The sequence below is a fragment of the Pseudomonas sp. RL_5y_Pfl2_73 genome, assembly GCF_963970515.1.
GTDB lineage: Bacteria > Pseudomonadota > Gammaproteobacteria > Pseudomonadales > Pseudomonadaceae > Aquipseudomonas.
In genome coordinates, this window is sequence record NZ_CAXAPD010000026.1 from 72,378 (window position 1) to 86,938 (window position 14,561).

At 61.0% G+C, this 14,561-nt stretch carries 8 protein-coding genes; 1 reads left to right on the top strand and 7 read right to left on the bottom strand.

What is annotated here, in order from left to right; all coding sequences use genetic code 11:
- Positions 1–10: 10 nt before the first annotated feature.
- Positions 11–1,537, bottom strand: coding sequence for a CoA-acylating methylmalonate-semialdehyde dehydrogenase (locus AACY42_RS22415; RefSeq protein WP_339482370.1), 1,527 nt, complete (start codon positions 1,535–1,537; stop codon positions 11–13).
- Positions 1,538–1,677: 140 nt separating this feature from the next.
- On the opposite strand from AACY42_RS22415, the gene AACY42_RS22420 reads away from it, so the two are divergent.
- On the top strand, positions 1,678–2,625 hold the full coding sequence (locus AACY42_RS22420) for a LysR family transcriptional regulator (RefSeq protein WP_339482372.1): 948 nt from the start codon (positions 1,678–1,680) through the stop codon (positions 2,623–2,625).
- Here the strand turns inward: AACY42_RS22420 and AACY42_RS22425 are convergent.
- From AACY42_RS22425 to recC, 6 genes are all read right to left on the bottom strand, one after another.
- On the bottom strand, positions 2,622–3,059 hold the full coding sequence (locus AACY42_RS22425) for an OmpA family protein (RefSeq protein WP_339482379.1): 438 nt from the start codon (positions 3,057–3,059) through the stop codon (positions 2,622–2,624). The two genes, AACY42_RS22420 and AACY42_RS22425, sit on opposite strands and share 4 nt — an antisense overlap.
- Before the next feature lie 69 nt (positions 3,060–3,128).
- Positions 3,129–4,397 carry a diguanylate cyclase domain-containing protein gene (locus AACY42_RS22430; RefSeq protein WP_339482374.1) on the bottom strand — a complete coding sequence of 423 codons (1,269 nt, stop codon included), beginning with the start codon at positions 4,395–4,397 and terminating at the stop codon, positions 3,129–3,131.
- Positions 4,394–4,969: a YfiR family protein gene (locus AACY42_RS22435; protein ID WP_339482375.1), complete on the bottom strand. Its 576-nt coding sequence runs from the start codon at positions 4,967–4,969 to the stop codon at positions 4,394–4,396. The genes AACY42_RS22430 and AACY42_RS22435 overlap by 4 nt, the downstream gene beginning before the upstream one ends.
- 139 nt (positions 4,970–5,108) lie before the next feature.
- The gene (recD, locus tag AACY42_RS22440) at positions 5,109–7,205 is read right to left on the bottom strand and encodes an exodeoxyribonuclease V subunit alpha (RefSeq protein WP_339482376.1); all 2,097 of its coding nucleotides are present in this window, start codon (positions 7,203–7,205) and stop codon (positions 5,109–5,111) included.
- Positions 7,202–10,891 carry an exodeoxyribonuclease V subunit beta gene (recB, locus tag AACY42_RS22445; protein ID WP_339482377.1) on the bottom strand — a complete coding sequence of 1,230 codons (3,690 nt, stop codon included), beginning with the start codon at positions 10,889–10,891 and terminating at the stop codon, positions 7,202–7,204. The genes recD and recB overlap by 4 nt, the downstream gene beginning before the upstream one ends.
- Positions 10,888–14,340 carry an exodeoxyribonuclease V subunit gamma gene (recC, locus tag AACY42_RS22450; RefSeq protein ID WP_339482378.1) on the bottom strand — a complete coding sequence of 1,151 codons (3,453 nt, stop codon included), beginning with the start codon at positions 14,338–14,340 and terminating at the stop codon, positions 10,888–10,890. Before recC ends, recB begins: the two co-directional genes overlap by 4 nt.
- Between the last annotated feature and the right edge of the window lie 221 nt (positions 14,341–14,561).

Here is a 14,561-nt window from a genome sequence, read left to right on the forward strand (position 1 = left end):
GTCCGGCTCCTTAACGCAAATTGATGGTGGTGTTCACACCGTCATTGACGCTGTCATCATCGAACCAGCGCGCGGTCACGGTCTTGGTTTGAGTGTAGAACTGCACCACCTGTTTGCCGTACGGACCGAGGTCACCAAGTTTCGAACCTCGGGAACCGGTGAAACTGAAGAACGGCACTGGCACCGGGATCGGAATGTTGATGCCGACCTGGCCGACGTCGATTTCGCTCTGGAATTTGCGCGCCGCCGCACCGCTTTGGGTGAACAGGCCGGTGCCGTTGCCGAATGGGTTGGCGTTGACCAGGGCAATCGCCTGATCCAGGGTGTCGACTTCCAGCACCACCAGCACCGGGCCGAAGATTTCTTCGGTGTAGATGCGCATGTCGGTGGTCACGCCGGAAAACAGGGTCGGACCGACGAAATTGCCCTGTTCGAAACCCGGCACGCTGATGCCACGACCATCGAGCTCCAGCTTCGCCCCTTGCTGCACACCACTCTCGATCAATTCGAGGATCCGCGCCTTGGCGCGCTTGGAAATTACCGGACCGACGTCAGTGCCCGGCTCGCTGCCAGCGTTGACCTTGAGCTTCTGTGCCAGGGCCTTGAGCTCCGGCAACCACTGCTTGGCCGCCCCCACCAGCACCACCGCGGAAGTGGCCATGCAACGCTGGCCCGCCGCGCCGAAACCGGCGCCGACCAAGGCGTTGAGGGTCTGCTCTCGATTGGCATCGGGCAACACCACCGCGTGGTTCTTGGCGCCCATCATCGACTGCACGCGCTTGCCGTGGCGACCCGCCAGGTCATACACGTGAGTACCGACCGCCGTCGAGCCGACGAATGAAACCGCCTTGATATCCTTGTGGGTGCAGAGCGCGTCCACCACGTCCTTGCCGCCGTGCACCACATTGAGCACGCCCGCCGGCACGCCGGCCTCGATGGCCAACTCCACCAGGTGCATGGTCGACAGCGGGTCCTGTTCCGATGGCTTGAGCACAAAGGTGTTACCGCAGGCGATGGCCATCGGGAACATCCACAGCGGAATCATTGCCGGGAAGTTGAACGGGGTAATGCCCGCGCACACGCCGATCGGCTGGCGCAGCGTGTAGGTGTCAACGCCACCGGCGACGTTCTCGGCGAACTCGCCCATCTGCAGGGTGCCAATGGAACAGGCGTGCTCAACCACTTCCAGGCCACGGAAAATATCGCCCTCGGCGTCAGCGATGGTCTTGCCCTGCTCGGCGCTGAGCACCGCGGCGATGCGCTTGGAGTGCTCGCGGATCAACGCCTGGAGCTTGAGCATGATGCGCATCCGCGCGCCGATGGGCGTCAGCTTCCAGGTCTGGAACGCACGCTGGGCAGCGGCGATGGCGGCATCGACTTCCGAGGCCGTGGCGAACGGAACCTTTGCCAACACCTGCTGGGTGGCCGGGTTGACGATGTCGTACCACTCGCTGGATTGGGATTCAACCCACTCGCCATTGATCAGCAGTCTGACGGTTTGCAGGGTGGTATCGCTGGGGGTAAGGGAAACGTTCATGCTGGCCTCCGGGATTGTTCTTATAGAGAGCGTTGGTTCAGCAAAAACCAAGGTGCATAGGACACGCTTGGTGATGAGACTGTTTTTGGAGTATAGATGTGCAAACTTCTAATAAGAACGCACATAAAAACCGGTCCAACATGCAAAAAAACATCACCTCCCTGGGGTCGCTGAATTGGGACGACCTCAAGTTTTTCCTCGAAGTGGCCCGCACCCGCAAGGCCAGCACGGCCGCCAAGCGCCTGGCCGTCGACTACACCACGGTGTCGCGGCGCATCAGCTCGCTGGAAGCCTCGTTGGGCACGCTGCTGTTCGAGAAGTCCCGGACCAACGGTTTTGTCCTGACGGCCGAAGGCCAGCGCCTGCTGGGTTACGCCGAATCGATCGAAAGCACCCTGCACATGGCCTGCGAACAGGTCTCAGGCTCTGGCGTCGCGCTGTCCGGCCACGTGCGCATGGGCTGCACCGAAGGCTTCGGCAGCTTCTTCATCACCCCGCAACTGAGTCACTTCGTCGACGCCTACCCGGCCATTTCGGTGGACATCCTCCCGCTGCCGCACTTCATCAGCCTCTCCAAGCGCGAAGCCGACATCGTCATCGCCCTCGAACGCCCCGAACATGGCCCCTATGTGTGCTGCAAATTGTGCGACTACCGGTTGCAGCTCTACGCCACCCAGCAATACCTGGACAACCACCCACCCATCCAGCGCCCGGCAGACCTGGGCAAGCACTCATTCATCAGCTACGTGGATGACCTGGCGTTCAGTTCCGAATTGCTCTACCTGGCTAACGTACTGCCCGGCGCCAGCGCCCACCTGCGCAGCACCAGCGTGATCGCGCAATTCGTGGCAGCGCAGCAAGGCCGCTCGCTGGCAATCCTGCCCTGCTTCCTCGCCGCCCAGGACCCACGGCTGTTGCCGGTGCTGCCGGAGGAAATCACCGTCACCCGGCAATTCTGGATGTACTGCCGGGAGGACTTGAGGAAGCTGAAGCGGATTACGTTGTTGTGGGATTACATTCGCCAAGTGACTGAACAGAACCAGCCACTGCTGATGGGCGACAGCCGGGAGATGGTGTTCGCCGACTAGCCGGCGATGACCACGATGGCGACGCGGCGGTTTTCGGTGCGGCCGCTGGCGGTGTCGTTGGAAGCGACCGGTTTGCTGCTGCCCAGGCCGCGCAGTTGGACGTTCTCTTCGCGCATGCCAACGCTTGTCAGCACCTTGCTCACGCTGACGGCCCGACGCATCGACAGTTGTTCGTTATAGGCCTGGGAGCCCGATGCGTCGGTATGACCATCGATGCGCACCCGCTGGATTCCCGCCTCCAGCAGCGCCTTGCCAATGCGTTCGACGATTTCGGTACTGGCCTGGTTGAGGTTTTCCACGTCACTGCCGAACAGGACTTTGCCTGACAGACCGAACGCCCAGCCATCGTCAGTCAGTTCGAAGCCTTGTTGCTTGAGTACGGCGATTTGCGCGGGGGTCAGGCCCTTCTGCGGTGCCGTCTGGCAACCGCTCATGGCCAGGACGGCCAGCAACAAAAACGCCGCGAACCAGCGCAGGGAAAATGAAGGGTATGAACGCACGAGTCAGCTCCTGGTTTGAGAATCAGCGACGGGGTGATCCGACCCCGTCGTATGTTGACCGCCTCGAGCGAGGCGTTTGGCTTGGTACATTGCCGCATCGGCGGCGTGGAGTAAGGTGCCCGGCGTGGCACCATGATCGGGGTAAACGGCAATGCCGATACTGAGGGACGTCAGCACTGAAGCATTACCGGGCAATTGAATCGGCATTTCCATGCTGGCGATGATTTTTTCGGCGATCCGCTCGGCGTCCTCGGCCTTGTGCAGGGGGGCCAGCAGCACGGCGAATTCATCGCCTCCCAGGCGCGCGACCAAGTCGTCTTCACGCAACTGTGCCCGGACCCGGGTCGCCACGGCCGTCAGCACCGCGTCACCAGCGGCGTGGCCGAAATTGTCATTGATGCCTTTGAACCGGTCGCTGTCCAGGTACAACACGGCCACTTGCTCGTTGAGCTTGCTGGCGTTGCGCAAGGCGCGGATCAGCCGGCCCTCGAAAAACGCCCGGTTCGGCAAGCCAGTCAAGCTGTCGTGGCTGGCCTGGTGTGCCAGGGTTTCGTTTTCGCTTTGCAGGTGGGTCTGCCAGGACTCCAGTTCGTCGAGCAGTGCATTGAAGTCATTGGCCAGGTTATCCAGTTCGGCGATAGCGGCCGGCGGCACGCGTCGGTCCAGGGCGCGCTCGCTGCGTGCCGCGTGGGCCACTTCGGCCAGGCTGCGCAATGGTCCGGTGATCGCCCGCAACTGACGCCGCGCCAGGTACAACGCCACCCAGGCACTCACCGCCGTGCACAAAATGATCCCCGTCAGACCGCTGAGTAAAAAGCGCAACAGGCTGCCACCATGCCCCGCCAATAGAACGCTGCCAATGTTCTTTCCTTGGTGAACGATTGGCAGGCTGATGGGCTTTTCCAAAAACGCCTTGGCAATGTGCATTTCCAGTTCCGACAATAAACCGGTGTCCGGACGTTTCCAGCGCGCCAACAGGCGGCCGCGCTCATTGAACACTTGGGCATCGGCAACCTCCTCGGTGGAGGCAATCAAAGCCAGTACCTCGGTGGCCGCCGCCGCGTCATCGAATACCACGGCCGCTTCCACGGTGTAGTTGATCGAACGGGCGATCAGGTGCAGGTTGTGATCGGCATAGACCCGCAACGCCAGCAGGCCGAGCAAGGTCAGGGAAACACTGGCCATGGTGATTGCCACCAACGCGACAATCAGGTGGCCGCGCCCGATGACCGCGCCCAGGGTGGGACGGACCTTTGGTTTGCCCTGTTTCATGGCGCTGCGGGCCTGCGGCGGGAAAGCTGCAGCACACTCGGATGTATGCGCACGCCACTGCGTGCCACCGAGTCGAGGTTGACCTCGAAAGACACTTGTTCATCGCCGACCCGCAGGCAGAACAGACTCCCCACAGTGCACTGGTCGCCACCCTCGCTGATGCTCAACACCGGCCTGCCAATCAAGGACGCAAACAGACGGGTGTGCTCATCGTTGGTCAGCCGGCCGATGTAGACCGCGTTGCAGCCAGTGGCGATGTCAGGATGATCGGCCAGTAACCGCTGCACATTCACCGGCCGCCCCGTGGCCTGGGTGGTGCCGTTGACCAGATCGTCGGTGTATTGGGTGGGTCCGACGATGCACAGTTGCAGTTCGGTTGGCTCCACAGGCCAACGGGCGTAGCTGAGAATTCCCAATACAACCTGGGTCACGGCTTCGGACCGCTGCTCGGCCTGGGTCGTGGCTGCCTGCTCCTGAGCAGCCCCGACAGGCACCAGCAAACACATAAGGCTGGCAAGCAGAAAATGCCTCCAGCCCTTGCTGCGCACCGCGTCCCGTACAGGCACTGTCATGGAAAATCTCTTGATACAAGCGATTAGTGCCGGAACGATAGCACAGTGCCAAAAAGCCGGCGAGACAGGGTGTTACGTAGGCTTCGAAACGAAACAGGTGAAATCACAACGGGGGCATGAATCATTAAAAGCTGATGATTCAGTCAGGCTGCTCCAACTCCAGCATCAACCCGCTCAAGCGCTTGACCTTGCGCCGGACCGCCTCCTCGAATACCCCCGCTCGCGGCTCAATCAGACTGAACCATTGCTTGCCCCGGGTAATGGCGGTGTACACCAGTTCCTTGGTCAAGACCGGGTTCAGCGCATCCGGAAGAATCAACGCGGTATGGGTGAATTCCGAGCCCTGGGATTTGTGCACGGTCATGGCATACACGGTTTCCACGTCATTCAGGCGGCTGGGCAGGACGAAACGCACACCGCCCTGGCCGTCGTTGCGCGGGAAAGCGACCCGCAGGACCTGTTTGCCGGCATCGGGGCCGTCACGCTCGGGCAACTTGAGGGCAATACCGATATCGCCGTTCATCAACCCCAGCCCATAGTCGTTACGGGTCATCAGCACCGGGCGTCCTTCGTACCACTGGTGATCGCTATCGATAAGACGGGCCTTGAGCAATGCGGCGGTGATTCGCAGGTTCAGTCCTTCGACGCCCCACGGGCCTCTGCGCACCGCGCAGAGCAATTGGAATTCGTCGAAGGCCGCCAGGACTCCCCGGGCCCAGTCGGCCCAGCAGCGGTCTTCCAGCGGGCGAGAAGCGGCCGGGCGGTGCTGCCGGAGCAGGCTCAGGTAATGCCGATACCCTTGGGGTCCTTCTGGCTTGCCGTCGAGTAACAGCGTTTCCAGTTTCGTATCGTGCTCGCTCGCCAATTTCAGGGAAGACAGATCGGCATGCTGCCCTTGCTCCAGCAATTGACGGGCTTTTTCAGGCTGCTGCTGGTTGACCCAGCGAGCCAGTTGACCGATCCCGCTGCCCTCGCCGAAACGCCGGGAATGCCTGAGCATGACCACTTGCTGTGCCAGGGGATGAGTAGCGTCCAGATCCTGCTGCAGATCACTGGCCGCCAGGTTTTCACCACTGACCGACTCAAGCCAGGCTCGGGTCTGGGGGCTGTACCAGCCGTCCTCGGCGTCTCGACACAAATCCCCCAGCACCGCACCGGCTTCTACAGAGGCCAACTGGTCCTTGTCCCCCAGCAACACCAACCGTGCATGGGCCGGCAGTGCATCCAACAGATTGGCCATCATCTCCAGGTCGATCATCGACGCTTCATCGACCACCAGCACATCCAGTGGCAATCGATTGCCGCCGTGGTGGCGAAAATGTCGGGTGCCTGGGCGACTGCCCAACAATCGATGGACCGTCGTCACATCGCAAGGAATCCGTTCGCGCACAGCGGCGTCCACATCCAGGGTCCGGACCTGCTGGCTGATGGACTCGGTCAAACGCGCCGCCGCCTTGCCAGTGGGCGCGGCCAGGCGAATCCGTAGCGGTTTCCCGGCTTCGACCGCCGGTGCCTGGAGCAGGGCCAGCAGGCGCACAACGGTCGTGGTCTTACCGGTGCCCGGGCCGCCGGTCACGATGCTGAAGGCCCCGCGGGTCGCCAGTGCGCAGGCCAGTTTCTGCCAATCGATCGGGCCGCTGGCATTGGCCGGCCCGAACAACCCGCCCAAACGCTCGCGCAGATCGCCGGGCGCCGCTTCATGCTCGATAAGCCGTTGACGCAACGCTTCATCGATCCGCCGTTCGTAACCCCAGTAGCGGCGCAGATAAAGACGCTTGCCAGACAGCACCAACGGACGCTGCTGCGCCTCATCGCTCCCATCCACGGCCAGGGCTACCAGGCGACTGGACGCCAAGACCTTGCACCAATGGCCGCCGTCCAGTGTCGCCAATATTTGCGATGGCAGCAGCATCACGCCAGTCTCCAGGTCACCCTCGGGAGGCAGAGACAGCGCAAAATCCGGTTCCTTGAGGGTCTCGAACAGATCCAGGCAAACATGCCCGTGACCCAGTTGATGGCTGGTCAGCGCAGCGGCGAGCAGGACCAATGGATCATCGTCAGGTGCCAGTTCATGGAGGAACGCCACGAATGCCTTGTCCAGGGCACGCAACCAGCCGCGCTCGACCCAGCGCGTCAGCAACAACAGCAGGTCCTGCGCACGACTCAAGGGCGCCAACTCCACCAGGTGTTCGCCATCGGACGATTTGGGCAGCAGGTCGGCAAAAGAACGACTCATAGCAATTCTCCTTGTACCCACGCCGGCTCAGCCTTGGGTTCGGGCGCCCCCTGGAACAAGCGATCCAGTTGCTCGATCAATGCCCGTGGCGGCTTGGTGAAATAAACACCCTGACTGGTGGAGCGAGTTCCGCGGAGGAACAGGTACAACGCGCCGCCGACATGCCGGTCGTAGTCGTAATCGGGGAGCCGTGCCTTGAGCTGGCGATGCAGGGCCAACAGGTACAGCACGTATTGCAGGTCGTAGCGATGGTCCAGGATTGACTGTTCCATCGCCTGTACGGTGTAGGCCATGTCATCGACACCCAGCCAGTTGGATTTGTAATCGACCACGTAGTACCGACCGTCGTGCTCGAACGTCAAATCGATGAAGCCCTTGAACATGCCGTTGAGCAGCACCGGCTCCGCCGCGATGCGGGCCACACCGCCATGGGTGAACCGGCAAACCAGTTGGTCAAGCTTTTGCACATCAACCTTGTGGCTGGCGAACCAGAACTCCATCTCGACCTGGAATCGGCTCAGTTGCTCGAGCACTACCGGTGCCTGGTCGTTGCCGACGTGCATGGGCATCTTGATCAGGTGCTGCAGCCAATCGCTCAGCGTGGTGATCCAGCCTTTCCAACCTCGGCGATTGCAGCGTCGGGCAATGGCATCCTCGATATCCGCTGGTGTCGATGAAAAGCCCTCCCCGGCGGCCCACTCCAGCAAACCATGCAGGAAAGTGCCGGGGTTGGGGCCACGGGGAAAGCGGTGGATGTCGCCACCAACAGCGATAGTCTCCCTGGGAGCATCCGGATCCAGTCGCTCATCGTCGAACAGTTTCTGGGCCTGGGGATTCTCTGGCGCGGTATCGCTGCCTTCGCTCAGGCTGTCGCTGATGCGCAAGGCACTGTAGGACGCGATCCACCAGTTCTCGCTGGCTTTTCGCAAGGGCACCAAGGGTTCAAGCAACACGGCTTCGTTGCGCGGAGGCCGGTAGTGCTCGTCGGTAGCTTCGGGCATAGGCTGGCAGTTCACCGCGTCGCTGCCTTGTTGCAGGTCGTCCAGCCAGCGCCTCAGTTCCACCGACTCGGTGAGCGGTGCACCACCGCCCAATAGATACCCCAGCGCGGACACGTGGAGGATCGAGCGATTGTTGCTGCCCCGCTTGAGATCCGCGACACCTAGCCAGCAGGCATGTTGTGCACGGGTCAGTGCTACGTAGAGAAGCCGCAAATCCTCGGCCAGACGCTCGTCATCGGCCTTGGCGATCAATTCGGCAGTGGGCTTGAGGCTGATCTGCGCCTTGTTGGCCTCATCGTGGTAATGCAACGGCAATCGGCTGCCGTCCACCGGTTTCGTCGAGCAGATGAAGGGCAAGAAGACCAACGGATATTCGAGGCCCTTGGACTTGTGGATCGTGACCACCTTAACCAGTTGCTCATCACTTTCCAGGCGCAGGATCTGCTCTTCTCCCGCTTGTCCGGACAAGGCCAGGTGCTCGGACAAATGCCGGATCAAAGCTTGTTCGCCATCCAGCTCACCGGCGGCTTGCTGCAACAGTTCGCATAGGTGCAGCAAGTTGGTCAGCACCCGCTCGCCATCACTGCGCGCCATCAGGGCCTGGGGCAGTTCGAAATCATGCAGCAGACGCCGCAACATCGGCAGCACGCCCTGGCTGCGCCAGACCGTACGATAACCGCGAAATTGCATGACCCGGGCTTCCCAGGCCAACTCATCCTGATTGAGACGCTCCAGCTCCATCAGCGACAGGTTCAACGTGATACTGGCCAGGGCCGCCCGTAGCGGTCGTTCGGCATCCGGCTCGGCACAGGCCCTGAGCCAGATCAGCAAATCCCGCGCTTCCTGCGAGGCAAAGACCGAATCCTTGTCGGACAGATAAACACTGCGCACGCCCCGCGCGGACAGCGCGTCTCGCACCGCCTGCGCTTCTTTACCATCGCGCACCAGGATGGCGATATCTGCCGGACGCACGCCTCGCAGCACTTTTCCATCGATCGTGAAGCCAGCGCGTCCCGACTGACCGCCGTTGAGCAACGCCGTGATCTCACTGGCGCAGACGGCCGCCATCGATTGTCGATACACCGCACCGGAAAGCGGCTGCTCCGACGACAGGTGCCAGATGTTCAGCGCCGCGACCGCCTGCCCTGCGACCTGCAAGGACTCCTTGCGCCCCTGGGACTCAACGGACAGGAACGGCACCGGATTCTCTCCCGTAGACCCACGGAACAGAAAGGCCCCACGCCCCTTCGGACGGGACTCGGCATTCTGGAAAACATGGTTTACCGCACCCACCATGGCATGGCTGGAACGGAAATTCGTGCCCAGCGTGTGCAGTCTGCCAGCAGTGGCTTCGCGAGCGCGCAGATAGGTATAGATGTCGGCACCGCGAAAAGCGTAGATCGCCTGCTTAGGATCGCCAATCAGGAAAAGTCCGGTCTCAGGGTCGTTGTCTTCGATACGGTAGATGCTTTCGAATATCCGGTATTGAACCGGGTCGGTGTCCTGGAACTCATCGATCAGCGCCACCGGAAACTGTTCGCGGATCAGGCTCGCCAGACGCTCGCCTCCGTCGGCCTGCAGGGCCGCATCGAGACGCAGTAGCATGTCATCAAAGCCCATCTCGGCGCGGCGACGTTTCTCTGCTTCGAAGCGCCCCCCGACCCATTGTGCGGCATGCTGCAAGACGGCGGCATCGGGCGTGGGCAACGCGTCCAGGCTGGCCTTGAGAGCGGCCATGGCATCCAGCCCGGGATGGTTGGGCACTTCACCTTTCCAGGCTTCGGCCATGCCCTCGGGCGTCAGCCGCGTGAATCCGGTGCCAATGTCCAACAGCTCAAGGCTTTCGTCGTCCACCCAGGCAGTGATTTTCTGAAACCACGGCTCGAAGTAACGCGCCTGCATCTTGCGCCCGTCGACAGATTTGCTGGCGACGCCTTGCTGGCAGATCTCCAACAGCTCCACCGCCCATTGCCGCCACGGCGCCTTGAGATCGAGCAAGGCGGCACTGCGCTCCTGCAAGGCCGCGGCGATGAGTTCGGCAGGCTCAAGCCCGTCACCGTCGCCACGCTCGCTGGAAAACAAAGCTCTCACCCGCGGCAACAGCGCAGCAGGCCCTCCCCAATGGGTACGCACCCAGTTCAGTGCCTCGCCCTGCATCGAATAGCAGAACAACCGCCAATAATCGCGCAGTACCTCGCCCAGCAATTCGCTGTGGTCGGTTTCCAGGGTTTGGGTGAACAGGCTACCGCTGTCGAAGGCATGCTCACGCAACATGCGCTGGCACCAACTGTGGATGGTCGAGACGGCCGCTTCGTCCATCCACTGCGCAGCGATGTCCAGCCGGTTCGCGCAGCCAGGCCATTGGTCAGCGTTGAACTCATCGCGCAACGCAGCGATCAGCGAATCCGGGGCGGGAATTTCGTCGCGCAAGAAACGTGCAGCTTCGGCCAGACGGGTGCGAATTCGTTCACGCAACTCCTTGGTGGCAGCGTCCGTGAAGGTCACTACCAGGATTTGCGGTGGAAGCAACTCGCGGCCAAAACCGGACGCCGTACCGCCATGCCCCAGCACCAGGCGCAGGTACAGCGCCGAAATGGTGAAGGTCTTGCCGGTACCGGCGCTGGCCTCGATCAGTTGGCTGCCCCGTAGCGGGAAAGCCAGGGCCAATGGTGTCTGCCGACTCATGAACGGGCCTCCTCGCCGACCCACGAACGCCATGGGGCTTCGAGCAATGGTCGGTAGAGCGCATCGCACCAATCGGGAAATGTTTCGTCAGCCATCAAGGCTTCGAAATCAGGAAACTGTCGAGCCAACGCCGGACTTTCCCCCCGTTCGCCCTCAAACGTCTGTCCATCGCCTTCATAGGCTTTGCGAGCCGCCGCTTCGGCCTTGACCGGATCAGTCTGGCCGAGCCAGGCGAAAGCCGTCTTCACGGCGATCGGTAGCGGCTGGCGCATACCGGTCTGCCAGGCCAGCAACATGTCGCCCAGTAGCCTTTGAGCGACAGGTTCTTCAAAAGGTGCCAGTTGCAAGCTGTCATCACTGGCCACCAGTGCTGTCGTCAACGACAAGCCATTAGCGCAGGCCACAAGATGGTTGACCCAAGGCCGTATCAGCCGATGCCACTTACGGGTCTTGATGGAGCCAATACTGTTAGGTATGGCCGTGATGGCGAGGACCGCACCGTCGGAGCGCTGGTGCAAGCCACTGAGCCATCCTTCGACATTCACGCCCTGCAATTGCAGGCTGACTGGCACAGCGCTGAGCGACGGTGTCGGCCATAGCGCCAGAAGCTGTTGGTAACGCTGGAGCAGATCCGGCAGGGGTTCGATCAATTCACGCTGCATGCATTCACCGAAACCGGCCATGGGTAACAGACCACTGTTCTGCAGCCGCTGGGCATGGGCGGTGAGGGCAAGATCCGGCTGGTCCAGGCGTACCAGGGCGGCCTCGAGCAAGCTGTCACTCAGGCTGTAGCGTTGCAGCGCATCGAGCACAAAAGGTTCGTCATCGGCCAGAGGCGCTTCAATGGCCTCGAAGAACACTTTCAGCCGCTGGCTGAAGAAATGGCGGACGGGATTGCGCAGGAAATCCTGCAACTGACCGAGGCCCAAGGGCTCTTCCTGGACGTAGGGTTCCAGCATCTGATTTTTATCGGTGTGATCGCAAGCGTCATGGAGCATCCGCCATTCGCTGGCGTAACTGAACAGCTCGTCACCTTGATGGAAATAACGTGCGCTGAACGGTTGCAACGGATGCTCCTGGGTCAGGGCATCAAGAAGAGTCTTGCTGTCATCTGCCAACCGCCAGCCACTGGCGAGATGATCGCGCAGTTGGCCGATCAACACCGATGCCGGGCGCTCGCTGTTGTCGCGAATACTGCGACCCACCCAACTGATGTACAGCTTTTCCCGGGCAGAAAGCAGCGCTTCCAATAGCAGGTAACGGTCGTCCTCACGGCGGGAACGATCACCCGGGCGATAATCGCCGCCCATCAGGTCGAAGTCCAAGGGGGGCTGGGCGCGCGGGTAATCACCGTCATTCATCCCCAGCAGGCACACCAGCTTGAAGGGGATCGCGCGCATCGGCATCAAGGTACAGAAGTTGACTGCACCGGCCAGGAAACGCTGGGACAGTCGCCCCTGATCCAGTCCGGCCAACCACGCCTCACGCACCACCGTCAGCGGCAATTCATCGTACAGCCCCACCGACTCACAGGTTTCCAGCCAGGTTTCACGCAAGTCTTCGAGTTGGGCCAGCAAATAGTCGTCATGTTCGTTGCTTGCCTGGAAAAACAGCTGCATCAGATCTTGCAGGCGTGAACCCCATTGCTGCGGCGATGCCGGTCGGGTGAGTTCCTGATGGGCCACTTCCAGGGCATCCAGCAAAGCAACCAAGGGACCGATCAACGCCGCATCCAGGCCACCGATTTCGTCATAGGGCTCAATGCCCTCATAAGCGTTCGAACTGCCGACGGCATACCCCAGCAACATACGACGCAAACCAAAATGCCAGCTGTTCTGCTCAAGCTCCGCGGGCAGGCCCAACCCGGCACGGTGTTCGGCGCTCATCCCCCAGCGAATGCCGGCGCCTTCGATCCAGCGGTGCAGTGTCGGCAGGTCGGCCTCATCGATGCCAAAGCGTTCGCGCAACGCCGGAACATCCAGCAGATCGAGGATTTCGCTGACCGGGAAACGACTGTCTGGCAGCTTGAGCAAATGCTCGACGGCGATCAGCAGTGGATCCCGTCCACGCTGGCCCTGGTCGGTCAACGTGAAGGGAATGAACCGCGGGTCGCTCCTGTCGAGCTGACCGAACACTGCGCGAATGTGCGGTGCATAACTGTCGATGTCCGGGACCATGACGATGATATTCCGTGGGCGCAGGGTCGGATCCGCACTGAAGTGGGCGAGCAATTGGTCGTGAAGAATTTCGACTTCACGCTGAGCGCCGTGGGCCACATGAAAACGGATCGAGCCGTCTCGCTCTGTATCGACGAAAGGCCAGTGTTCCCGGGTTTCGTTCAGGGGGCGCAGTTCCAGGATGTCGTCCTGCAACTGGCTGAGAAGGGTCGTGGGGCTTCCATCAGTGAACAGGTCAATTCGCCCATCGCGAAATACCGTGCGATAGCTGTTGGGGTCATCGTAGCTGTCGAGCAAGTTAATGTAGTCGCGCCCTTGCTTGCCCCAGGCGGCCAATAACGGATGGGCATGTTGATGCAAAGTTTGCGGATCGAGGACGACGGGCATGCCGGCCTTGCGTGCCTGGCGCTTGTATTGGTGACGCAACAAGTCCTTGTCGGCGACGATGTCCGCCCAATGATGACGACACGGGTTATGCACACAGAGCAGAACCTGGCTGAACCGGGAAAGGCCGGCGAGCGCCTCGAGGACTTGGGCAGGCAAAGACGAAATACCAAACACGATGACCCGTGCGGGCAGGCCTTTCGGAGCGACTTCCAGGCTGTTGATACGTTCGATGTAACGCTGATGAACGCCTGCACGGCTTTGCGCCATGCCCTGCTCTCCCACGTCCAGCAACAAGGCGCGCCACAGTTCCGCTTGCCAGCAATTTGCCGGCGCGAGCGGCTTGGTTTCGCCTCGGACAGTTCTTGTCTGGTGTCGACCTTCAGCCCAATCCTCAAGCCAGTCAGCCCGGTACACCTGGTACTGATCGAACAGATCGGCAAGACGTTCGGACAGCTGATAGCGTTTGCGCAAGTCGGTGTCTTGGGTAAGGAATCGTCGCAGAGGTTCGAAATGAGGCTGCTCGATCAACTGCGGCAGTAGACGCATCAGGCGCCAGGTTAACGGAGCCTTATCCAGCAGGGATTTGGCCGGAATTTCGTCGCGTCCCAAGACCGCTCGATAAAGTTGCCACATGAAACTGCCCGGCAGTTGCACATCAATGGCAGCCGCAATACCGCAGCCGCCGGAATCATCGTCTTCCGGGTCTTCAGCCAGCGCAAGCTTGAGCCATTGGGCAATGCCGTTGCTTTGTACCAGCGCGATTTCATTTTCAAGGGGAGCCAGCGGATAGCGCCGCATCAAGCTGATCACCAGGCTGCGCAATTCATCAAGGCGATTCCCGTGAACCACCATGAACGCAGGGCTAAGGGACGTTGCGTCCGGCATGAAAGGCATCCTTGAAAATGCAAAAGCTAGGGGCAGAACCTTATCACTGTCGGGGGGTTGTGACAGCTGGGAGCTGTCCGCGCTTGTCGTAAGAACTTTCCTGCGGGCAAAAACAAAACCCCTACCTGCGTCAGCAGATAGGGGTTTTGGAATTTAATCTTGACGATGACCTACTCTCACATGGGGAAACCCCACACTACCATCGGCGATGCATCGTTTCA